The following is a 21854-nucleotide window of genomic DNA, read 5'->3' as shown; positions in this document are numbered from 1 at the left end:
AAACAACTAGTGGGTTAATTTACGCGCTAAACCGCATAAGAGGCAATAGATATTTATGGCTCAGTTTTTAATTGTCACCGACGATGTCAATGATTGGCGTCCTTATTTGCCCAGTGATCATATGGTCACGGTTCATGATTATTTAGAGATGGGGGCGTATTCCGATAAAAGCGCCATGCAAGTGATTAACCTATGCCGCAGTTATGACTACCTCACTACCGGCTATTATTGCTCGTTAATGGCTGAAGCCCGCGGACATCGAGTGATCCCTCGGGTGATGACTATTAACGATTTGTCGCAAGACCGTTTTTTTAGTTTACCTCAAGCAGGGCTTGATAAGCTGGCAGACAATGTGACTAGCATTGCGATGAAGGTGTATTTTGGCTACTGCGATAACCCTGCATTAGATAAAATAGCCCGTAAAATATTTGAACGTTTTACCGTGCCCATTTTGCAAGTGAATTTGCTTAAAGTGTCGGGTAAATGGCAGGTGGATATTATTGAACCTGCGGCATTTCAGGACTTAACCGAACCCGAACAAGATTTGTTTGCCCGCTATTTAGAAGTATTCTCTCAAAAAGTGTGGCGCTTGCCTAAGCCGTCAAAACGCTATCGTTACGAAATCGCCATGCTAGTGGATGAAACCGAAAAAATGCCGCCGTCTGATAAAGCGGCATTGAAATTATTTACCAAAGCGGCCAACCGTATTGGCATGGATTTAGTGCAAATCGGTAAACACGATTTGGCTCGTTTAAGTGAGTTCGACGGTTTGTTTATTCGTTCAACCACCAACATTAGTAACTTTACTTACCGTTTTGCAAAAGCGGCTGAGCAACTCGGTTTGGTGGTGATGGATGACCCTGAATCCATTATGAAGTGCACCAATAAAGTGTTTTTAACCGAGTTACTTTATAAGCATAAAGTGCCAGTACCTAAAAGCGTGATTTTTAAAGCGTCAGATAACAACTGGGCTGACGATGTGATAAATGCCATTGGTTTGCCCATAGTGTTAAAAGTACCCGACGGGGCATTTTCGCTTGGGGTGGTGAAAGTAAAAGACCGCCAAACCTTGCTTGAACAAGCAGAAAAAATCTTTGAGCATAGCGCGCTCATTTTAGCGCAGGCCTTTATGCCAACCGATTACGATTGGCGCATTGGCGTATTAAATCGCCAGCCAATTTACGCCTGCCGTTATTTTATGAGCCGGGGCCATTGGCAAATTTATCAACATCATCAAAGCGGTCGAGTCAGCAGTGGCGATTTTGACTGTATTGATTTAAAAATGGTGCCGCACAATATTGTTGATGCCGCAGTAAAAGCCTCGAATTTAATTGGCGCTGGTTTATATGGTGTTGATTTAAAAGAAATCGATGGCAAAGCGTTTGTGATTGAGGTAAACGATAATCCGAGTATTGATCATGGCGTTGAAGATTTGTTTTTAGGCGACTTAGTTTACGATAGAGTGATGACAGAGTTTTTAAGGCGTATTCAACTACGTGGAATGTAATAAACGTATAAATTAAAAAGCCCTATTCTTGCGAAGGAAAAGGGCTTTTTCTATTAATTAGTTGTCTATTCAAACCAACGCCATGGTGCTTGCACCTGAGCGAGTCTTCAAGCTACATTTGTAATCTGCACTGTTAACCTACATCGATGCGATAGCAATTGCGACCAGCCGCTTTAGCGGCATACATGGCTTTATCGGCGCGGTCGTATAAGTTGTCTGCCAGTTGCTCTGGGATGGATTCGGCAATCCCTAAGCTGCATTTTATGTCGTATTCGGTTAATTGAGCATGTTTTGGCATCATATCAATAATTCGCTGACAGACTATCTCAGCTGCTTGTGTGTCACCTTGAGTGATAATCACAAACTCGTCACCGCCAATTCTAAATGCCTGGTCGGTATTGCGAATGGCTTCGTTAATTAATTCGGCAAAGCCCACTAAAACATAGTCGCCAGCTTTATGGCCATGTATGTCGTTTAGTTGCTTAAATTTGTCCAGATCAATCACCACCAATGATACCTGACCTTGGTAACGATTTGCCCGTGCCAAGGCCGTGCCTATAGCCTGATTATAATAATGACGATTGCCCAAACCTGTTAACGAATCAAACATGGCCTGTTTAGACATGTTTTGATATTTCAGCGCGTTATTTAAAGGCTGGATCAACATTGCTTCTAACCGACTTAACGTATTCTCTTGATTGGCGCTAAGTGGCATAGCAAGCTGATAAACCAGGTTAAATTGGTCTTGTTTATCGGCAACGCTGCGTTGCAGTTCAATACCGTAATGACGTCCCCAAACAAATTTTTGTTTGTCTAGGGTCAACTGTAATCCTTTAATCGGCAAATGTTGTCCTAGAATTTTGCCGAAACAGGCAAAAACTGTCCTAGGATCTAAACTTCCATGTAGCTGTTGAATTACTTGAATCAGATCCAGTTCAGAATCCATATTCAAGTAAGCGTCTGAACGGTACCAGTAATCTTCAGGATACAACTCTGTAGCGAGTGCAAAATCCATGGTATTTTCTCCAGTACGTGACAACTAATTACTTTGTTATTAGCAATAATCGTGCCCATGAAAAAAATTCTTTAGTTATTAGTTGTTTGATGATTTACTGTAGGAGAGGTACAGCATTTATTTCCCTTATGACATTTTTTTGACAAGGAGCCCAGACCGTAATGGAACACAGCATTTTTATTCATATTCTTTCAATGCTTGTGATTGCGATTGTGGCGATTGCATTATTACGCCGCCTTGGCTTACCGGCCATTTTGGCGTATCTGCTAACGGGTGTGGTGAGCGGTCCTAGCGGTTTTCATTGGTTTACCCAATTACAAATGCAGTCGGTGGCTGAGCTTGGCGTCGTACTACTTATGTTTACTCTCGGGCTTGAGTTTTCGGTGCCGCGGTTATGGGCGATGCGCCGCACTGTATTTGGCCTAGGCAGTGCGCAAATGATTGTCACCGCATTGGTTGCCGGCGGTATTGCCATGTTAGTGGGCCAAAACCTGGTGGCTGCGGTGGTGATTGGCTCGGCGATTGCGCTGTCATCAACCGCCATTGTGCTCAAATTACTAAATGAACAAAATTGGTTACGCAGACGCCACGGTGAGTTGTCGGTCAGTGTGTTGTTATTTCAAGATTTAGCCGTGGTGCCTTTACTCATATTAATGCCGTTACTCGCCAATGATGGCACCCAAATGAGCTTTAATGCGATTGCGTGGGGCTTGCTCACCGGTATTTTGGCATTTTTAGGCTTAATGTCGTTTGGTAAATGGATATTGCCGCGTATTTTCGATGAAGTCGCGCGTTCACGTTCAAACGAGTTATTCGTACTGTCTACTTTGGTTGTTGCGTTGGTTACCGGTGCATTTACCCAGTGGCTAGGATTATCCATGGCATTAGGGGCATTTATTGCCGGCATGTTATTGGGCGAAAGCCAATACCGTAGGCAATTAGAAGCCGATATTAGGCCGTTTCGTGATTTGCTGATGGGGCTGTTTTTTATCTCGATAGGCATGCTGCTCGACTTTAACTTAGTGATGCAATATTGGTGGCAAGTGTTATTGATTTTAGTCAGTGTGGTGTTGGCAAAAATTGTCATTGTGTATGGCATACTGAAGTTGGTGGGTGAGAATGGCAAAATTGCATTAAGTACCGCTATCAGTTTAGCTCAAGTCGGTGAGTTCAGTTTTGTGTTACTGGCACTGGCAGTGAATTACCAATTACTCGAAAATGAAGTCAGCACGGTTCTCGTGGCAGTTGCGGTTATCTCAATGTCGATAGCGCCGTGGCTTATTCGTCACAGTATTGATATTGCTAAAAAGCTTACGGGAGGCCATAAAAAGCCGCAAAATGAACCGTTAGAGGTAAATTTACCCATTAGTGATGACAGCGATTTAGTGCTGATTTTAGGTTACGGCCGGGTAGGGCAAACGATTGCGCGGTTTTTAAAAACCGAGGCTGTACCGTATATCGTGCTTGATCTCGATCCTACACGAGTCACCGAAGCCCGAGCAGCCGGGGAGAATATCTATTTTGGTGATGCATGCCGTATGGCGTTATTAAAGAAAATGGGCATTCGTCAGGCTAGTTTAGTGGTAGTGACATTTTGCGAGCCAAGGCAATCAGAAGAGTGTCTTGCGGTAGCCAGAAAGCTCGCTCCCGAAGTGAAAATTTTAGTGCGCACTCGCGATGATTCAAACTTACATGAGCTCAAAGAGGCTGGGGCGACGCAAGTGATCCCTGAATCGCTTGAGGGCAGTTTAATGTTGGTATCGCAAGTATTATTTAAATGCGGCGTACCATTAGCGCGGATTATTAAACGCCTAGAATCGGAGCGTCGTAACCATTACCAGTATTTACACGGCTTTTTTTCCGGCACCGAAACCGATTTCACCCTCGACTTATTGCATGCTGTGTCGTTAGCCAATGGTGCCAGTGCCGTAGGAAAAACGGTAGCCGATATTCCTTGGCAAACTTTAGATGTCGAATTAAGAGCCGTGCGTCGCCGCGGTGAAGAAATGGACCCTCCACCGCCAGATTGGATTTTAAGGCGTAATGATATTTTGATGTTGGTGGGTAAACCGCGCAGCATCGAAAAAGCCGAAGAGTATTTACTGCAAGGCTAATCTGTACTGTTTATCTTAAGTGTAGATGTCAGTTATTTTTTAAACGAAAACACCCTCATTGCAAAGTGAGGGTGTTTTTTTTATGGCTCAACTTTCAGTATTCAACTTTCTATTTTCAACTGTGCCGCCGAGGTTATGGGTTAGGTTGATTGTTCCGTTTTATTTTTCAAATGATGCATCCAAAAGGCCAGTTGCGACGTATTGTCTTTATTGGGCCGTTATTTTTGCCAGCAGACCTACCAATAGGAAGCATCGTTGACTATGGAACAAGACACGTTATTAGGGTTGCTTAGTGCAACTGCCGCAGGCGATAAACAAGCCTTTGCAAATCTGTATAAACAGACGTCTGGCCAGTTATTTGCCGTGAGTTTAAAAATGCTCGGCAGGCGAGAACTCGCCGAAGAAGCCTTGCAAGAAGCCTATGTCAAAATATGGCATAACGCGACCGAGTATCAACACGGTAAAGGTCTGGTACTCACGTGGATGATTAGCATTGTACGTTACCGAGCACTAGACATGCTGCGCTATCACAAAGTGCGTAAAGAAGATCAATTTGAAGATGGCCAAGAAGCCATGTTCGAGGATCCTATGTCAGGTGAGGGAGCAGATGAAGGGCCTGATATCACCAAGACTAAGCTTGATAATTGTATGGGCGAGCTTGAACCTCAACAAAAACAAGCCATTCATTTAGCCTATTACAACGGCTTAACCCACCATGAAGTGGTTGGACATTTAGACTTACCATTGGGCACGGTTAAAAGCTGGATCCGTCGAGGCTTACAACAATTGCAGAGGTGTTTAGCATTATGAATTATCGCGACCCTGAAATACGAGATGCATTAGCCGCCGAATACGTTTTGGGCACATTACGTGGCCAGGCTCGTCGCCGCTTTCAAACCTTGATGATGCAGATCCCCAGCCTGCGTGAAAGTACCTGGCTGTGGGAGCAACACCTACATGGCATGAACGAGCGTTTAACCCCAGTTGAGCCTGACCAGGCAGTGTGGCAACACATCAGCCAACGTCTTGGTTTTACCGTGGCTAATGCCGATATTGACACGCGTGTTGCAACTGATATTGCTGATGTGCAAACCAGTGCGCCATCAACATCACCTCAGTCAAATGTGGTGTCATTGTCATCATTTAAGACTCGCTTATGGCAGGGGGCAGCATCGTTTGCGACCGCTGCGGCACTAATCTTGGCCGTCGTGTTAGTTAAACAACAATCCATTGATTTACCCGTTGCCCAGCAGATGGCCGTAGTGCAAGGCGCTGAATCGCAAGCTTTATGGTTAATTGAAGTGACTGAACGCAGTATTGAAGTGCGCTCAACCAGTAACTTTACGCCACTGGCCAATAAAGATTATGAGTTGTGGATGATTGCTAAAGGTGTTGAAAACCCAATATCACTGGGCTTGTTGCCAAAGTCGGGTCAGTTATCTTTGCCTAAAAACAGCCAATTTGATGAGGTTGATATTGTCGCATTAGCGGTCAGTTTAGAACCGTTAAATGGTTCGCCAAATGGCTTGCCGACAGAGGTGCTCTACACCGCTGAGTTAGCCATATTGTAGTTTAAGTTTGTCGTTACAGGTGCAGTTAGAGCTTGTAGCTCCAAGTTGAAGTATCAAGTTCTAAGTATCAGTTACTCAGCAACAAATACTCAACAACAAGTACTCAACAAGTGCTAAGTCACAGGTAAGCGTTATCATTGCTTTTGGGTGATGAGTTTAATCACCTAAAACGGCCTAAATTTTTTAGGCCGTTTTTTTATGATTTAGCGGAATGTGCATATTTTATTTTTAAAGTTTATTTTCCTTATAATCAATGTATTAAGTGTGATTTCTCTGAAGTGTAAAAATTAAATCTCATTTATTGCATCCAATATCGCATCTCATCCGTTTATTGACATGACTCTACTCAAAACAACAAGGACATAGTCATGCAAGTACTCAAAGTATCGCTCATCGCAAGTCTCGTTTGTAGCAGCTTTCTAGGCGCTAACGCCTTAGCATCAAGCCATCGAGAAGCACCAAACATTACCCGTATGCCAACATTAGACTCGACCGATTTTTATGCCTTTAACAGTTACGAGGCGGGACGCGAAGAATACGTCACGTTAATTGCCAATTATATTCCCCTGCAAGATGCCTATGGTGGACCTAACTATTACGCAATGGACCCCGCCGCGGTATACAGCATCCACATTGATAATGACGGTGATGCGATAGAAGATTTAACCTTCCAATTTCAATTTACCAACGAGCTCGCCAATAATAATCAAGGTATTGCTTTGACAGTTGGGCCTGCCGGTAATCAACGCAGCGTTGCCGTGCCGCTTAAAAATGTGGGTGCCATTAGCGCAGGCGATCAAAGCGCTGCAAACGTGACTGAATCTTATCAATTGAGTTTGGTAAAAGGCGCGCAAATGGACGGTAATGCTACGGTATTAAGCCACAGTGCTGGTGGCACCACATTCAATAAACCGCTTGATTACATTGGTAATAAAAGTTTTGGTGATACCGCGGCCTATGCCGACTACGCCAGCCAATTTGTGTATGAATTTGCTATAGAGGGCTGTGAAAGTCCAGCCAAAGTGTTTGTTGGCCAACGCAAAGACCCGTTTGTGGTTAACCTAGGTAAAACCTTTGATTTAGTTAACTACGTACCTGTTGAAGGCGACAGTGCTCCTGGTGCGGGCGATCAAGGTGGATTTCCTGGTGGTATTACTCAATCAAGTGACAACGATGACTTAATGGATAAAAACGTCACCGCCCTGTCGATTGAAGTCCCCAAGTCATGTTTAACCACCCAGGGTAACGGCACGATTGGTGCGTGGACTACTGCGAGCTTACCGCAAGCACGCATTTTAAACCCGAACGCTAAAAACGGTAAAACGGAAGTTAACGGTGGTGCATTAACTCAGGTATCTCGTTTAGGTAATCCATTGGTTAATGAGTTGGTGATTGGCTTAAAAGACAAAGACACCTTCTCGAGTGCCCATCCAAAAGATGATACTCAATTTGCTGATTATGTCACTCACCCAAGCTTACCTGAGCTGTTAAACATTCTGTTTAAAGATGCCGTTAATCAAACGCTGGGTGCCAATATTGCAACCCTAGCACCAACAAACTTTCCACGAACAGATTTAGTCACCGCCTTTTTAACCGGCTTTGCTGGTGTTAACCAACTTGAAACCGTGACGCCATCAGAAATGCTGCGTTTAAATACCGGTATTCCCGCTAAGCCACAAGCAATGCAATCTGCATTTGGTGTTGCTGGCGATGATTTAGCCGGTTTCCCAAATGGTCGTCGCCCAGGTGATGACGTGGTGGATATAGCCCTGCGCGTGGTGATGGGGCGTTTATGTTATCCCATCCCGGTTAACGGAACAGACACAGACTTAGGCTTGTGTACTAAAGATGATGCCAGTGTCGGTGACGTGCCATTTACCGATGGTGCTCCGATTAATGCAAGCATGATGATGGATCACTTCCCTTACTTAGCGACGCCATTGTCGGGTTCAAAATAAGGAGTCAATAATGAATACATCGACTAAATCTATCACTAAACCCTTGTTGTTAATTAGCCTATTAAGCGCTGGTTTGCTGGCTGGATGTAACTCAGATGACCATAAGAAAAATGCTGTCAATAAAGCGCCAATGGTTGACGACATCATGTTAACCACAGAAACCGAAACGGCAGTGATGGCGAAAATTACAGCCAGCGACAGTGACGGCGATGTTTTAGGGTTTACCTTAAATCAACAACCGACTTTGGGCATGGTGAGCTTAAAACCCAATGGCGAATTTACGTATACGCCAAACACGGAGGTCACAGGTACAGACAGCTTTACCATTGCTGTGACTGACGGCATTAATGACTCTGTTAATGCCACGATAATGGTGACGATTGATGCACAACAGTTGCAGTTTTCAAGTTTGAGTCGTCAGGCATTTTCACAAGATGCTAACGATGAGCCGTTACGACTCAATGGTCGCGATGTCAGTAATGATGTCAGTGAAGCTAACTTCTATGACGATCTGTTACTAGATTAAGCCTCAACTAACTGTTAAAAAGGACGAAAATAGCCAGGGATGGCACTAAGGAGAATTTATGCAAGGTGTAGCAACTAGGATAATACGCACAACATTAACCGCCTTGATGGGGCTGGGTAGCGTGTTTGCAAATAACAGTGTGGCTGCGCCATACACGCCGGTATCGCAAGATGAAGTCATTGCCACCTGGAAGGTACTTGACGATTCACCCTCCTATGCAAATGATGCAAACCAGGAAGTTAGCCTCGCGCAAATCAGCGAGTTTATTGAGCAAGGCCAGTATCCTGGTGAGGCCGATTATCGTTATGGCCGGGCCAAAGCATTGTTGCAAGCCAAAATGAGTCAACAAAGCCCCGATGCGCAAACCTTTTATTTGTATGCGCGGGTGCTACAACATCAGCATCAATTTTCTAAAGCGATTAAGGCATTAGATCGCTCAATTACCTTAGACCCACAGGCCGTTAATAGCTGGTTATTAAAAGCCAATATTCATTTAGTGCAAGGTGATATCGTCGGGGCGCGCGAAGCCTGTTTGGCGTTAATCGGTAAAGCCGATATTTTACTCATTTCGACCTGCGCGTTAGAAGTGGCAGGGCAAAATGGTAAGTTGCCAGAAAGCTACAAAGAGTTGGCGCGATTATACAATTTATATCAACCCATTAATGAACAAGAACAATATTGGATTGTGCAAATATTAGCAGATATGGCCATGCGACAAAGTCTTGCTGACAGTGCCTTAACGTATTTAAATCAGGTTGATTTACAGCGCGCACCAGTGAGCTTATTAGCCCTTTGGGCCGATGTGCAAATGTCTTTACAACAGTATCAGCAAGTTGTTGATACATTGGGTGATATTGTTAACGGAAATCCTATACAAGATGATGCACTCTTGCTGCGTTTAGCAAGAGCTGAAAAGGTGCTTAACGATTCTGTTGAATGGCAATGGGCCTTTGCGCAACGGGTTGAACTGCGTGAACAAAGGCAAGACAGCTTACACGCCTCTGAGTTGGCACAATATTATTTATATGTCGATGTGCAACCAACAAAAGCACTGTACTGGGCCAAAATAAACTGGCGTATAGCAAGGCAAATTAATGATCGCACTTTGCTTGAAGAAGCGCGTTTATTGCTCAAACAACAAACCAAAGAGACGGTTTAAGCCGTAACCAGTAAAAAGGAATACACTGTGAACCTATCTAAGTGGTTAATGACCGCAACTAAAAGTATCGCATTAATCGGTTTGTTGATTATCAGTCACGCCAGCGTTGCTCATCAAATGAGTACCAGTTATTTGTCGGTAAACTTAGATCAACAAGGGCAATTGCAGGGCGCCTGGCAAGTACGTTTTTTCGATCTTTATCAAGTGATTGATATCGACCAGAATCAAAATGGCCAGTTAACCTGGGGCGAGCTACAGCGCAATCAGCTTGCGGTAACCCAATATTTACAATCAAATTTAATCATAAGCCGCAATCAAGACTGCGAACTGGTGTTTGATGTCGCCCAGCAAGTGGACCAACATTTTAACGAGGGTTATTTAGTTGCATCATTTAATGGCCAATGCCAGGGTGATGGTGCGTTAAAAATCGATTATCAAGCTTTTTTTGATGTCGATACCGACCATAAATCGATTGTTACACTCGACACGCCTGAGCATCAATATACCCGGGTTATCAGTAATGATAACCGTACATTACTGATTAATTTAGCCGAGAGTTCAACCTACGACACCTTCACAGAATATGTTTATCAAGGTGTGATTCATATTTGGAAAGGTACTGATCATATTTTATTTTTATTGGCCTTATTATTAACTTGCGTGCTTATTCGTGAGCAAAAAAGCTGGCAGGCAATTGAAAGCCCAATAAAAATTATCAAACAGACCGCATGGATTATTACTGCGTTTACCTTGGCTCACTCGGTGACATTAACGGCCACAGCATTAGGTATTTTAGATTTTAGTAGCCATTGGGTTGAACTTGGCATTGCTTTATCGGTCTTATTTGCAGCACTTAATAATATTTGGCCGATTGTATTGCGTTTAGGTTGGATAACATTTGGCTTTGGTTTACTGCATGGGATGGGGTTTGCCGGTGTGCTCGGTGAGTTGGGATTACCTGAAAACCAAAAGTTACTGGCCATTTTAGCGTTCAACCTAGGTGTTGAAGTGGGCCAGTTAGCGATTTTAGCCGTAGTGTTACCCATATTGTTTTTTTGCCGTCATCAACACTGGTATCGCGTGTGGGGCATGCAAATAGGCTCAGTTGCGATTGGTATAATGGCGATTCAATGGTCGGTAGAGCGTTTTTAATACGCGCTCATTTTAACATTGCCATCGGCAAATTAGCTTGTTGGTGGCGTTAATACTCATTGTAAATAGAGGTAGGAGTCGTGTTGGTTGCAATTATTGGGACAATAGTGACACTGATAGCCGCGATATGTGCGGTTTATAAACTCAATCAATGTACTCATGGTATTTGTTTATATATTCAACAACATTATCAAGATGAATATCAACATTGTGAAACACTTGCTCGTATTGCTGGTGGTGGGCAACGCAATACATCGTTGTTTGTCATGGAGTCGTTTCACTCAGGTAAACTGGCGAGTATTGACGACCCGCAATTACAACATATGCGTCAACAACTTACGCGCTTAAAAACACTGTTTATTTTATCGCCGACATTGATCTTTTTAAGCATAGCCATCATTGCTGAGCCCTGGGCTAATTAAAACGTTACATGAGCTCGAGTCACACTTAACCGAGCATCTCTGAACCACCTCATTAATCTTGGCTGATGTTTATACTGCATTTTCAGCGAATAGCGCTATTCATATCAAGTCAATCCTGCAAAACCACTACTATCAAGGCGCAGTATTATGCGCCTTGGCAGCAAAGTTTCGTTCTGTTGTGAACACATTCTAGGCTTGCCCTCAGTTAAATAATTGAATTGAGCGACAAAGGGTAAACCGAATTTCTGTCATCAACGTATCAAGATGCAAAGCGCATTTACGTTTATTCGTGGTTAATTAACGGATAACAACACGCAAAAGCTAGATATTGCATGCTTTCTTCCATAGAATGGTAAGTTAACTTTTTATCAGCAGTGATAATTTTCTGCTGGGTTTTTATTAGGTATATTGATGTCGGCGAAACTGTTTAATCTTCCCATTAAGCTTTCATTAGAGATGATTGCGAAACTGTTTTCGGCTACCCAAATTCAAAAAGCACAAAACTACTTGATCCAGGGTCGAGTACTTGAAGTGACTGCCAGCAGTAATAACCATGATATTGAAGCCTATGTTGAAGGCTCTGCAGATGAGCCATACCGTCAAGAAATTACCCTCGTTAATGTAAACCACAAAATTGTTATGCGTTCGCATTGCACTTGCCCAGTGCGTACCAACTGCAAACACGTTGCCGCCGCAATGCTGGCGCTGGTGGATAAAAAGCCCGTAGAGGAGCAGCGCATCCACCAGTGGTTACGTCAGCTTGACGAGCAAAAAACGGTGACTGATTTTGAAGATGAAGAAGAGGAAAAAGACCGCATTATTTATGTGCTGTCCAACGACCCTAACGGTATCTTTGTCGAATTTAAGCGCAGTAAACTCAATAAAAAAGGTCAATATAACAAAGGCAGTAAGCTGGCGTTAACCGACATTCGCTACAGTATGCCGTGGTGGATTGCCCCAGACGATAAGCAAATTATTAGTTTATTATTGTCGTCAAATAACCAGGGCTCAAAAATTTATATCGACGGTGAAATCTCATACCTGGCGTTGGTTAAAATGCTCGCAGAGCAAGTGTGTTTTTGGGAAGAAAATCGCACCCCACTGACCTGGGCTAAATCTATCGCGCCAGAGTTTATCTGGTGTGAGCTCGATAAAAAACACACGCAAATGCAAATGCGTATGCCCGGTCTTGAAAACTGGGAGTTTATTGCCACTGAGCCGCCATTGTATGTTGAATTAGATTACTTGCGCCTGGGTAAAATCGACACTGACTTATCGGCTAAAAAACTCAGTTTATTGCAACATATGCCGCCTGTGCCACTGGCGCAAGTGGACCAAATTAGCCACAAAATGTTGCAACACTTTTCGCCTAAAACCGTGCCTGTACCCAGCGAAATTGATTTTTGCGAAATCAACGACCCACTCAAAACCAAACTGATTTTTACTCGTGAAATCTATGCCAATAATCCTATATTGCAACCGGTTATTCGGGTTGAACAGCATTACGGCGATATCAGTTTTAATGCCTCATTGAAACCCGAACGCATTAGCCTGGTTAAAAAGGGCAGTGTGCAATATCAAGTGCATCGCCATGTCGACCAGGAACTCGCCATTTTACAAGCGTTGACCGAAGCCGGCCTAGTGACATTTATTCCGAGCGAATACGGTAAACAACCTGAATATTTTTTAAGTGTTGGCTTATTGCCTGAATCGATTTTTGAATGGTCTGACTTAACTGAGAATGGCCTTGATGCATTAACCGCGCTTGGCGTAGACATTGAGTTTGAAGATGATTTTGATTTAAAAATTGTCGATGCACAGTTAGATGTTGATTTGGTTGATGATGACGAGTCTGGTTGGTTTTCGCTGTCGCTGAGCGCCGATATTGAAGGCCAAAATGTACCGTTATTAGCACTGGTTGCCCGCTGGCTGCAACAAAATGGTGAGCCGGCCGATGACGATGAATTAATTCTTCCAGGCCCTAATGGCGGCTTTATTAAAATTAAAGCTAAAACCATTAAGCCGCTGATTTCAATCATTCAAGAGTTGTTTAATCGTCACTCTGGCGATCATATTGCGATACCGCGCAACCGCGCCCACATTCTTAATGATTTATCAGCTAGCGATGTGCGCTTGCTCAATGGCGAGCGGGTGCGCAACCTTGCGGCAAAATTAGCGGAATTCAAAGGGGTAACAGAAGTTGAGTTACCTGCAGGCTTAAATGCCACATTGCGCGACTATCAAAAACAAGGGTTTGATTGGCTGTGTTTTTTAAAAGAGTACCAACTGGGTGGCATTTTGGCCGACGACATGGGCTTAGGCAAAACCATCCAAACGCTGGCTTTTTTACTGAAAGCTAAGCAAGAAGCTAGCAAGCATCGCACCAGTTTAATTGTGTGCCCAACCAGTTTGGTGGGTAACTGGTTTAAAGAAGCCAACAAATTTGCCCCGTCACTGAATGTGGTGGTTATTCATGGCAATAAACGCCAGCCATTGTTAGAACAAATCGATGACTTTGATGTGGTGGTGACAACGTATCCGCTCATGCTGCGTGATGAAGCCATTTATAGCGATTATGTGTTCGACCATATCATTTTGGATGAAGCCCAGCAGATTAAAAACGCCCAGGCTAAAGTTACCCAGGTGATCAAAACCTTAAAGGGTAAATTTCGTTTGTGTTTGTCGGGCACCCCGCTTGAAAATCACCTTGGCGAACTTAAATCATTAATGGATTTCTGTTTACCTGGGTTATTAGGTCAGCATACTTACTTTAATAAAGAGTTTCGTGGCCCAATTGAAAAACAAGCGGATGTAGAAAAGTCAGTATTGCTCAGTAAGCGTATTTCGCCGTTTATGTTGCGCCGCACCAAAAAAGAAGTGGTGTCTGAGCTGCCAGAGAAAACCGAGATTATTCAGACACTCGAACTTGAAAAAGATCAGCGCAATCTTTACGAGTCTATTCGTTTAGTGATGGAGAAAAAGCTGCGCGAACTGTTCGCTAAAAAAGGCGTGTCGAGTAGCCATATTGAGTTTTTAGATGCGTTATTAAAATTACGTCAGGCTTGTTGCGATCCACGTCTTGTTAAGCTCGAACAGGCGCAACAAGTGAAAGACAACGCTAAACTCACCTGGTTAATTCAAAACCTGCCCGAGATGATTGAAGAAGGTCGTAAAATTCTTATTTTCAGTCAATTCACCGGCATGCTGGCGCTGATTGAAGATGAATTAAAAACCATGGCAATAAGCTACAGTAAATTAACCGGTCAAACTCGTGACAGACAAAGCCAAATTGATGCATTTCAAGAGGGCGATAACTCGGTGTTTTTAATCAGCTTAAAAGCAGGCGGAACGGGGCTTAACTTAACTGCAGCAGACACGGTTATCCATTTCGATCCCTGGTGGAACCCCGCAGCAGAGCGTCAGGCAACCGATCGCGCCCACCGTATTGGTCAACTCAATCCGGTATTTGTGTATAAGTTAATTGCCCAGGGCACGGTTGAAGAGAAAATTCAGGAAATGCAGCAGCATAAACAAGGTTTAGCCGACAGCATTTTATCCGATGGCACTCAAGGACCATGGCAGGGTAACGCTGAGGATTTATTGGCGCTGTTGAGTTAAGACTTAGTCTTTAGGTGTTGATCATTTTGAGTAAACGCGAGCTAATTTGAGGTTACAGCATTGCCATCAATGTATTATAAACGCGGTTCTGGTGCACCAAGGTCAAGACGTGGCAATCGTGCAACGCCAGCGCTGCATATGGACTATTTTGAGCAAGTGTTTGCCGAGCTGCGCCGTCATCCTGACAAAATTGCCATTGTTAGGCATAACATCGCAGAATTTCAGGCACAGCCTTTTTTGAAAAAGGGGCTACACACCGCCATTGATAGACTGCTACTGGTGTTTGAAGACAGTGATGATATTGAGTTGCTCTATAGGCAGGTGATGAGTGAAGATATTGGTCAGCGGGTAAGACGCTACCCGCTGATTTTTAAAGGCATAATATCGCCGACAGCCAATGCACCAGATAATGACTAGCCTTGCATCACCTTGTGAGCAAACTCCACTGGGCCGGCCAAAATAGCTCGACCTACTGCGACTAAATCCACTTGCCTGGTGGCTAAAATGGTTTCTATGTAATCCACGCTTTCAATGCCGCCAACACCAATAACCGCCGCAGTAGTTTTGCAGGTTAACGGCGCGGCATCTTCGACTAAAAAGCCTTCGCCGCGTTTATCTTTAGGTCGATTCCAACCGCCAATACCTGATGATACATTGAGTATTTCAACACCCGCAGTCACTAGCCATTGGCTCACCTGCGCCATGTCTGCATGAGTTAAACCACCAGGATATCCGTCTTGGCCCGGAATGCGAGTCATGACCGCTAACCTCGGCGCGACTTGTTTAATTTGAGTCACTATTTCAATTAATATTCTAGCGCGGTTTTCAAGATTGCCACCGTATTCATCTTCACGCTGATTGGTCAATGGTGATAACCACTGATTAATGCCATAACCGTGAGCACAATGGATTTCAACTAAATCAAAGCCGGCTTTGTCGGCACGAATAGCAGCAGCCACAAAGTCTTGTTGCCATTGATTAATATCATCTAGTGTCATGGCCCGTGGCGTAGGCAATACACGGTCGTATGCGGGCACCGTAATGCCAGAAGGCCCCATGATATCGCAGCTAATGCCAGCACTGTCTTTACCGCCACAATGGGTAATTTGTAAGCCCGTTTTAACGCCAGCATCATGCAGTGTACTGGCTATCTGGGTTAACCCTGGTAAACACGCATCATCGTGGGCCCCGAGTTGGTTTTTCTCACTTCGCCCAGCCAGATTCACATGGCTATATTCAACCATCACTAGGCCAGCACCCGATTGAGCTAAATTGTGATAATGGCTAAAGGTTTTTTCGGTTGCCAAACCATTTTCGTTTGCGGTTTGAGATGCCATAGGCGGGACCACTAAACGATTTTTAAAGGTTAATCCGTTGGTTAAGGTTAACGGGGTAAAACGCAGTGCAGTCATTGAAATTCCTATAAGGTAATGGCAACCAAGATACCCGCAAGCAGCATAATACTGCCTGCGGTGCGATTAATGATGTTGGCAGCTTTAGTTGAGGTAAACACTCGTTTAGCCCCAGATGCCAGGTAAGCATAAGCGAGGTTTACCGAACCAAAAGCAGCTGTGGCGATGGTTAAAATAATGATGACATCCAACAAGTTGACTTGAGTCATAGGCACAAATGCGGGGAAAAAACTCACATAAAAAATCAGCGCTTTAGGGTTACCTAAAGTAATTAAAATGCCAGTGAAAACATTTTTAGTTAAACTGGCTTTAGCCGTATCAACAAGTTGAACGCCATGTGCTGTTGCGCGCAGCATACTGATGGCCAAGCCAACACAAATATAAGGCGCTGGCATATTTTATCAGTTCAAATGCAGGCCCCATTGCATTGGCTATGGCAGACAATCCAAATAGGGCTAATAAGATATATGCAAAGTCGCCAAGTAGCACTCCAATTGTCATCGCGACGCCATGAGAAAAGCCATTTGAGAATGAGCGCGACACCACTGCAAACACTGCCGGGCCTGGCACAATGGCCAAAACCAGCATGGTAAAAAATAACGCGATAATCTGTTGGTAAGCCATTAATGTTCTTCAGTTCTGTTTTTATTATGGTGGATGGCACCTGTGCTAATTGTTGGCGATTATAGCGTAAATGGGTCATAAAAATGCCATTGAGATAGTGCTAAAAACTATCAATTATGTAATTCATTATGTCTGAAAATTAGAGCGTAGATGTGTTACATTACTCGATTATTCAGGCGTATAGCACTTTTTTAAGGGTTGTTGTGCAATTCATCTTATTAACCCACTCAAGAGAGTTACTTCGTGCCAGTAACACCGGCCAATTAGTGCTGCAAGTGTTAGGCGAGCGCGCTCGTGTGATTGAGTGGCATCGTAAGCAGCCTGATATGGCATTACTGGCGGCCATTGAGGCTGGACGTTTGGGTTTAGTGTTTCCAACCGATGATGATTCGCTAAACGTGAATGTAGACTCTGCGAAACATGTAAATGCGCCTGCAAAAGATTGTGTTCCCCATCTCGAGTATCTGTTGTTGCTTGATGCCACCTGGCAAGAAGCCCGTAAAATGTATAATCAAAGCCCATATCTTAAAAGCGTAGTCAAAGTGGGATTGCAGCCAACACATGCCTCTATTTATCCGCTAAGGCGAAATCAACTTGAGGGCGGGTTATGCACCGCAGAGTGCGTGGCGTTATTGCTTGAAAAAGCCGGAGAGGCTGGGTTAGCGCAGCAACTAACTGAATGTTTAAAAGGGTTTATTGAGCGCTAGTTTACTGAAAATTGATAAATATATTGGCGGTAAGGCGACCGGTTTGCGGGTTGGCATCAATGTCGGTATCTGGATTGACTAGGGTTGAATGCAGCAAGTTACCGGGGTAAATAACCACCCGATTTGGCCGATATGCTACCCGATGATACAAGCTGTAATGCTCATTGCTGGTAACGCAATAACGCGGATTTGATTGGGTTATTTGATCAACAAAAGGCTGTGCCTGGGTAAAGTATGAGTCAATGTTGTCGTTATTAATCCGCTCAAAACCGCTGGCGTTGTGCCTAAAAAATCCGGTGTCGCCATGGGGACCGTCATTAAGGTAATGCAAAATAGCAAAGTAATATGGATTAGGCGTGTCAAAGTGGGGCAAACATTGCAGTGGTAACAGGTCTTTTTCCTTGGTGTCGATTAACGAAAATACCCCTTGTTGCGGTTTTAAGCGCCGGGTTGTTGGAATACGATACACATCGTAAATAAGCTGGAATACCGCGTTAAGCACATCGATAATATATTGCCTTGGCAGTGCAGTACGCTGACCAGGATAAAACGAGCTTTTATCCTGGTTAAATTGACTGTCATTAAGTGCGATATCAATCAACTCAGAAATATCACCTGCAAAATTATCCATCACAATAACCGGCGTTTGTTGTTGGCCAATCAACTGCACCTGCGGCGCAATAGGATTGACCTGTATTAGTGGTTGAGTGGCTTGCGACGACATCGTTAGCTAGCCTTGCATCGCCGTTGACTTGCAATAGTGTTGCACAAAGTCATGATGCGCTGGCAGGGTGTCAACTTTGCGTTTAACCGTGGCTTTAATGTTATTTAAAAAGCTTTGCAGTTCAGCGGGCTCCATTAAATCGACAATCGGGTGATATTCTTTTGGTAGCAAGCCTTGTCCCATCATCACCTGTATCCACGAGCTTTCGCCAAACAGCTCATTACCGTATTTATAAACTTTGCCAGATTGACTAAACATATCAATACGATGCTGCAATGAGGCGGGAATTGGCATGTTTTTACAGTAGCGCCAAAAACGGCTGTCTTCACGGTCGGTAACCTTATAATGCAAAATAATAAAGTCGCGAATATTGTCCATTTCAATTTTGGTTTGTTGGTTAAATTCGTCGACGTCAGCCTGAATGACGCCATGCGCCGGAAACAGTTGCAGTAAACGCACGATACTGCGCTGGATCATATGAATGCTGGTGGACTCGAGTGGCTCTAAAAAGCCTGCAGATAAGCCAACCGCAACACAGTTTTTGTTCCAATGTTGGCGACGCGTGCCAGTTTTGAATTTAATCACGCGCGGTTGATTAATCGGTTGGCCTTCAATGTTATTGAGCAGTAACTCGGTGGCATCGGCATCCGAAATAAATTTGCTGCAAAACACCAAGCCGTTACCTGTACGGGTTTGTAGCGGAATACGCCATTGCCAGCCCGATTGATGCGCGATAGAGCGAGTATAAGGTATAGGCTGTTGTACCGCTTCGGTTTGTACCGCTATGGCGCTGTCGCACGGTAACCAGTGGCTCCAATCTTCAAAGCCAGTATTTAGCGTTTGTTCTATCAGTAAGGCTTTAAATCCGGTGCAGTCGATAAATAAATCGCCGTCAATGATGTCGCCATTTTCAAGCTGTAACGCTTTAATATTGCCTGAATCATCATGCTGTAATACATCGGCAATTTTACCTTCAATGCGCGTCATGCCGTGTTGCTCGGCAAATTTGCGTAAGAATTTGGCGTATAAACTGGCGTCCATATGATAGGCATGGTTGTAATCTTGATTGGGTAATACGGCAAAACGGCCCTGGCGTGCGGCTAAATGCTCAGTGCAATAATCGCCGATCTCACTGACCATATTTTGCTGCTTGCCTTTAAGCCAAAAGTGCTGAAAGCCACATGCCCAGCAGTCTTTGCCTAAAAATCCAAACGAGTGCAAATAGTCTTTATTGACGTCATGCCAGTTTTCAAATTGGATCCCCAGTTTAAATGTGGCATTGGTCGCGGCCATGACATCTTGCTCTTTTAAGCCTAATAATCGATGAAAAATGTGCAGGGTAGGGATGGTCGCTTCACCGACGCCGACAGTGCCGATATCGTCAGACTCAACTAATACAATATCAAGGTTTTTGCCCATGAGTTTGCTAAACGCGGCTGCGGCCATCCAACCTGCAGTACCGCCGCCAGCAATGACGACTTTTTTGATTGATTTATTCATCTCGGGCTTCCTGTTTAATATCTTAGTTTCTTGCTGTATTCAGCATTATCGTTTTAATTTATTGATTAAATCTGCGCGTAACTTACGGACATTTAACTCATCTAACGGTTTGGTTAACATGCCTTTAGCGGTATCTGGGATATAACTGTCGTCTATATCATCATGATCGAAGATGTAATGGTCGAACATCGCTTTCCACGCCTGGCGCTGCGCCTTTGGTAATGAACGAAGGCTTAACATGCTGTGCAATAATGCGTTATTAGGACGACCTAAATAACCTGGCGTATCACGCCACCAGTGGGTAATGAGCACATTAATATCGTCAATGCCGCGTACATGGTGCCACCACATGCTAGGGATAAATAACACATCCCCCGGGGTTAACTCCGCAGTTAATGCCGCACCTAATGCCTGTTTAAATTGAGGGAAACGCTCAAAATCTGGTTTATCAAAATCCACCATGCTGATGTCCTGTCCGCCAGGAGCAAACTCCATTGGGCCAACATAAAGATTGCTGATTTGCTCTGGTGGAAACAGGGTGAAAGTGCGCTTACCCACTACGTTGCAGGCCAGGTTTAGCGGAAAGTCAAAATGGGCCGCCACTTTAGTTTTGTTGCCTAACCAAATACTGGTCAGTGGATTGATAGGCTGTAAATTAAGGCTGTTTTGCTCACCAAGTCCGGGCAGGCATTGATGAATATCAGTAGAACCCATGTAAATGCCGGCAGGATTAGCGCTGGCGTTTTCTTGCTGTAAGCGTGCGAGTAGCTGATTAAAATCAAGTCGGCCGGCCTGGTAATTAAAACCATCGAGCTGCTGATTGTAAAACACTCGTCCTTGTTGCTCTGGTGGTAAGTAGTAGGCCGTTACAGCAGAGCCTTGATAAAACTGGCGTAAATAGTCTAATGCCTTGTCGGATGATTCAAGCCCTGCTTGCACTAAAGGCCAATGACGACACAACCCTTTAAATACCATGGGTTTGTCGGCATGCTCAATGTGCGCCATCACTTGCGCTAACGTCCAATCGCTGACGCAGTCGACGGGCGTTAATGTGTCATTGGACATCAGCGCGATTCCTTAGCCTTGAGCATTTTTAAGGTTAAGTAAATCGCGCACTTTGCTTTGTGAAGCCAGCGCCATATAAATGGCTTGCAAGTAACCTTGTTGATGCAAGGTGGCGAGCGTGTCGGCAGACAGCGTGGCTAAGGTATTTTCGTTAATGGTGTAAAAGCCAATCATTTGGTGCTTTTTACCGTTGTCGAGTTCGATATCTAAGGTGAAGGACTCAAGTAATTCATGCTCAATGAGCGCGTCAATAAAACGCTGGCTGTCGATAAGACCGTGATGAATGATTTCAAGCATTTCACCGACTTCATCTAATAACGGAGTGTTGCCGCCGTAGGGTAAAAACAGCGCTTCGCCTTCCGTTTGACTCACTCTTGGATGATCTAAATCCACATGAATCACCCGTTGTTGACGCTCTATGCCATCTTCGCGCACGGTTTGTTGGCCGATTAAAAAGGGCTGGCGGCGCACACTGAGCGGCACATAAGAGGCGTTCCAGCCTGAATCGGTTAAAAACAGGTTTTCATTTTGTGCAAACCCAAATAAGGCCACCGAATAAAATTGACCGGTAGCGGCATCTTTATGAAAGAAAATAGGGTAATGAGCCTGAATACTGCGAAACTCTTGCGGAAAAGTGACGCTAAACCACAGGTTGTCGCCTAAGGCGGCAGAGCGGCTGGTGTTTACCTTTAAGTCTTTATGGTCGATGCTGTTCAGTAATACGTGTTGGCTCATGTTGATGTCCTATCTTATTCGTTCAAATACAGTATGTTGTTATGG

Annotated in this window: 20 protein-coding genes; 12 read left to right on the top strand and 8 right to left on the bottom strand. The window is 44.2% G+C overall.

The window, feature by feature from the left end; genetic code table 11:
• Window positions 1-55 precede the first annotated feature (55 nt).
• Entirely contained in the window at window positions 56-1507 is a 1452-nt protein-coding gene (locus GQA99_RS10695; RefSeq protein ID WP_160053870.1) for a RimK family ATP-grasp domain-containing protein, read from the top strand.
• Window positions 1508-1640: 133 nt separating this feature from the next.
• Here GQA99_RS10695 and dgcS read toward each other — a convergent pair whose 3' ends face one another.
• Complete coding sequence (gene dgcS / locus GQA99_RS10690) at window positions 1641-2522, bottom strand: diguanylate cyclase DgcS (protein WP_160053869.1); 882 nt, start codon at window positions 2520-2522, stop codon at window positions 1641-1643.
• 161 nt (window positions 2523-2683) lie between these two features.
• Between dgcS and GQA99_RS10685 the strand changes: the two genes are divergently transcribed.
• From GQA99_RS10685 to GQA99_RS10640, 10 genes are all read left to right on the top strand, one after another.
• Complete coding sequence (locus GQA99_RS10685; protein WP_160053868.1) at window positions 2684-4636, top strand: monovalent cation:proton antiporter family protein; 1953 nt, start codon at window positions 2684-2686, stop codon at window positions 4634-4636.
• A 261-nt stretch (window positions 4637-4897) separates the two neighbouring features.
• Window positions 4898-5446: a sigma-70 family RNA polymerase sigma factor gene (locus tag GQA99_RS10680; protein WP_160053904.1), complete on the top strand. Its 549-nt coding sequence runs from the start codon at window positions 4898-4900 to the stop codon at window positions 5444-5446.
• Window positions 5443-6207, top strand: coding sequence for an anti-sigma factor (locus GQA99_RS10675; protein WP_160053867.1), 765 nt, complete (start codon window positions 5443-5445; stop codon window positions 6205-6207). Before GQA99_RS10680 ends, GQA99_RS10675 begins: the two co-directional genes overlap by 4 nt.
• A gap of 368 nt (window positions 6208-6575) precedes the next feature.
• Window positions 6576-8165: a DUF4331 domain-containing protein gene (locus GQA99_RS10670; RefSeq protein ID WP_160053866.1), complete on the top strand. Its 1590-nt coding sequence runs from the start codon at window positions 6576-6578 to the stop codon at window positions 8163-8165.
• Between the two features lie 10 nt (window positions 8166-8175).
• Window positions 8176-8691, top strand: coding sequence for an Ig-like domain-containing protein (locus GQA99_RS10665; RefSeq protein WP_160053865.1), 516 nt, complete (start codon window positions 8176-8178; stop codon window positions 8689-8691).
• A 58-nt stretch (window positions 8692-8749) separates the two neighbouring features.
• Entirely contained in the window at window positions 8750-9850 is a 1101-nt protein-coding gene (locus tag GQA99_RS10660) for a tetratricopeptide repeat protein (protein ID WP_160053864.1), read from the top strand.
• A gap of 48 nt (window positions 9851-9898) precedes the next feature.
• The gene (locus GQA99_RS10655; RefSeq protein ID WP_160053903.1) at window positions 9899-11002 is read left to right on the top strand and encodes a HupE/UreJ family protein; all 1104 of its coding nucleotides are present in this window, start codon (window positions 9899-9901) and stop codon (window positions 11000-11002) included.
• An 80-nt stretch (window positions 11003-11082) separates the two neighbouring features.
• Window positions 11083-11424: a hypothetical protein gene (locus GQA99_RS10650; protein WP_160053863.1), complete on the top strand. Its 342-nt coding sequence runs from the start codon at window positions 11083-11085 to the stop codon at window positions 11422-11424.
• A 411-nt stretch (window positions 11425-11835) separates the two neighbouring features.
• Window positions 11836-15042, top strand: coding sequence for a DEAD/DEAH box helicase (locus GQA99_RS10645; RefSeq protein ID WP_160053862.1), 3207 nt, complete (start codon window positions 11836-11838; stop codon window positions 15040-15042).
• Between the two features lie 60 nt (window positions 15043-15102).
• Window positions 15103-15459 (top strand): hypothetical protein, encoded by a 357-nt coding sequence (locus GQA99_RS10640; RefSeq protein ID WP_373291429.1) that lies wholly within the window; start codon window positions 15103-15105, stop codon window positions 15457-15459.
• Here the strand turns inward: GQA99_RS10640 and GQA99_RS10635 are convergent.
• The 3 genes from GQA99_RS10635 to GQA99_RS20885 are packed head-to-tail and all read right to left on the bottom strand — an operon-like array spanning window position 15456 to window position 17078.
• Window positions 15456-16454, bottom strand: coding sequence for an NADH:flavin oxidoreductase (locus tag GQA99_RS10635; protein ID WP_160053861.1), 999 nt, complete (start codon window positions 16452-16454; stop codon window positions 15456-15458). The genes GQA99_RS10640 and GQA99_RS10635 overlap by 4 nt on opposite strands.
• 8 nt (window positions 16455-16462) lie before the next feature.
• Entirely contained in the window at window positions 16463-16810 is a 348-nt protein-coding gene (locus GQA99_RS20890; RefSeq protein WP_268244223.1) for a LysE family translocator, read from the bottom strand.
• Window positions 16773-17078 carry a LysE family translocator gene (locus tag GQA99_RS20885; protein WP_268244222.1) on the bottom strand — a complete coding sequence of 102 codons (306 nt, stop codon included), beginning with the start codon at window positions 17076-17078 and terminating at the stop codon, window positions 16773-16775. Before GQA99_RS20885 ends, GQA99_RS20890 begins: the two co-directional genes overlap by 38 nt.
• Before the next feature lie 203 nt (window positions 17079-17281).
• On the opposite strand from GQA99_RS20885, the gene GQA99_RS10625 reads away from it, so the two are divergent.
• A complete protein-coding gene (locus GQA99_RS10625; protein WP_160053860.1) occupies window positions 17282-17785 on the top strand; it encodes a DTW domain-containing protein in 504 nt (167 codons plus the stop codon).
• Between the two features lies 1 nt (window position 17786).
• On the opposite strand, the gene GQA99_RS10620 is transcribed toward GQA99_RS10625, so the two are convergent.
• The 4 genes from GQA99_RS10620 to GQA99_RS10605 all read right to left on the bottom strand — a co-directional run bounded on the left by GQA99_RS10620 (window position 17787) and on the right by GQA99_RS10605 (window position 21809).
• The gene (locus GQA99_RS10620; RefSeq protein ID WP_160053859.1) at window positions 17787-18509 is read right to left on the bottom strand and encodes a DUF6445 family protein; all 723 of its coding nucleotides are present in this window, start codon (window positions 18507-18509) and stop codon (window positions 17787-17789) included.
• 6 nt (window positions 18510-18515) lie between these two features.
• Window positions 18516-20009: a tryptophan halogenase family protein gene (locus tag GQA99_RS10615; protein ID WP_160053858.1), complete on the bottom strand. Its 1494-nt coding sequence runs from the start codon at window positions 20007-20009 to the stop codon at window positions 18516-18518.
• A 45-nt stretch (window positions 20010-20054) separates the two neighbouring features.
• The gene (locus GQA99_RS10610; protein WP_373291430.1) at window positions 20055-21014 is read right to left on the bottom strand and encodes a cupin-like domain-containing protein; all 960 of its coding nucleotides are present in this window, start codon (window positions 21012-21014) and stop codon (window positions 20055-20057) included.
• 72 nt (window positions 21015-21086) lie between these two features.
• Window positions 21087-21809, bottom strand: a complete 723-nt coding sequence (locus tag GQA99_RS10605; RefSeq protein WP_160053856.1) for a SapC family protein — start codon at window positions 21807-21809, stop codon at window positions 21087-21089.
• Window positions 21810-21854 lie beyond the last annotated feature (45 nt).

The sequence above is a fragment of the Shewanella litoralis genome (assembly GCF_009828585.1).
In the GTDB taxonomy this organism is placed as follows: Bacteria; Pseudomonadota; Gammaproteobacteria; order Enterobacterales; family Shewanellaceae; genus Shewanella; species Shewanella litoralis.
This window is presented reverse-complemented; position numbering and strand designations above follow the sequence as displayed.

Bases quoted from the DNA above. Each gene is read 5' to 3' on its own strand.
- GQA99_RS10695 (WP_160053870.1), top strand. From the start codon at position 56: ATGGCTCAGTTTTTAATTGTCACCGACGATGTCAATGATTGGCGTCCT.
- dgcS (WP_160053869.1), bottom strand. From the start codon at position 2,522: ATGGATTTTGCACTCGCTACAGAGTTGTATCCTGAAGATTACTGGTAC.
- GQA99_RS10685 (WP_160053868.1), top strand. From the start codon at position 2,684: ATGGAACACAGCATTTTTATTCATATTCTTTCAATGCTTGTGATTGCG.
- GQA99_RS10680 (WP_160053904.1), top strand. From the start codon at position 4,898: ATGGAACAAGACACGTTATTAGGGTTGCTTAGTGCAACTGCCGCAGGC.
- GQA99_RS10675 (WP_160053867.1), top strand. From the start codon at position 5,443: ATGAATTATCGCGACCCTGAAATACGAGATGCATTAGCCGCCGAATAC.
- GQA99_RS10670 (WP_160053866.1), top strand. From the start codon at position 6,576: ATGCAAGTACTCAAAGTATCGCTCATCGCAAGTCTCGTTTGTAGCAGC.
- GQA99_RS10665 (WP_160053865.1), top strand. From the start codon at position 8,176: ATGAATACATCGACTAAATCTATCACTAAACCCTTGTTGTTAATTAGC.
- GQA99_RS10660 (WP_160053864.1), top strand. From the start codon at position 8,750: ATGCAAGGTGTAGCAACTAGGATAATACGCACAACATTAACCGCCTTG.
- GQA99_RS10655 (WP_160053903.1), top strand. From the start codon at position 9,899: ATGACCGCAACTAAAAGTATCGCATTAATCGGTTTGTTGATTATCAGT.
- GQA99_RS10645 (WP_160053862.1), top strand. From the start codon at position 11,836: ATGTCGGCGAAACTGTTTAATCTTCCCATTAAGCTTTCATTAGAGATG.
- GQA99_RS10635 (WP_160053861.1), bottom strand. From the start codon at position 16,454: ATGACTGCACTGCGTTTTACCCCGTTAACCTTAACCAACGGATTAACC.
- GQA99_RS20890 (WP_268244223.1), bottom strand. From the start codon at position 16,810: ATGCTGCGCGCAACAGCACATGGCGTTCAACTTGTTGATACGGCTAAA.
- GQA99_RS20885 (WP_268244222.1), bottom strand. From the start codon at position 17,078: ATGGCTTACCAACAGATTATCGCGTTATTTTTTACCATGCTGGTTTTG.
- GQA99_RS10620 (WP_160053859.1), bottom strand. From the start codon at position 18,509: ATGTCGTCGCAAGCCACTCAACCACTAATACAGGTCAATCCTATTGCG.
- GQA99_RS10615 (WP_160053858.1), bottom strand. From the start codon at position 20,009: ATGAATAAATCAATCAAAAAAGTCGTCATTGCTGGCGGCGGTACTGCA.
- GQA99_RS10610 (WP_373291430.1), bottom strand. From the start codon at position 21,014: ATGGCGCACATTGAGCATGCCGACAAACCCATGGTATTTAAAGGGTTG.
- GQA99_RS10605 (WP_160053856.1), bottom strand. From the start codon at position 21,809: ATGAGCCAACACGTATTACTGAACAGCATCGACCATAAAGACTTAAAG.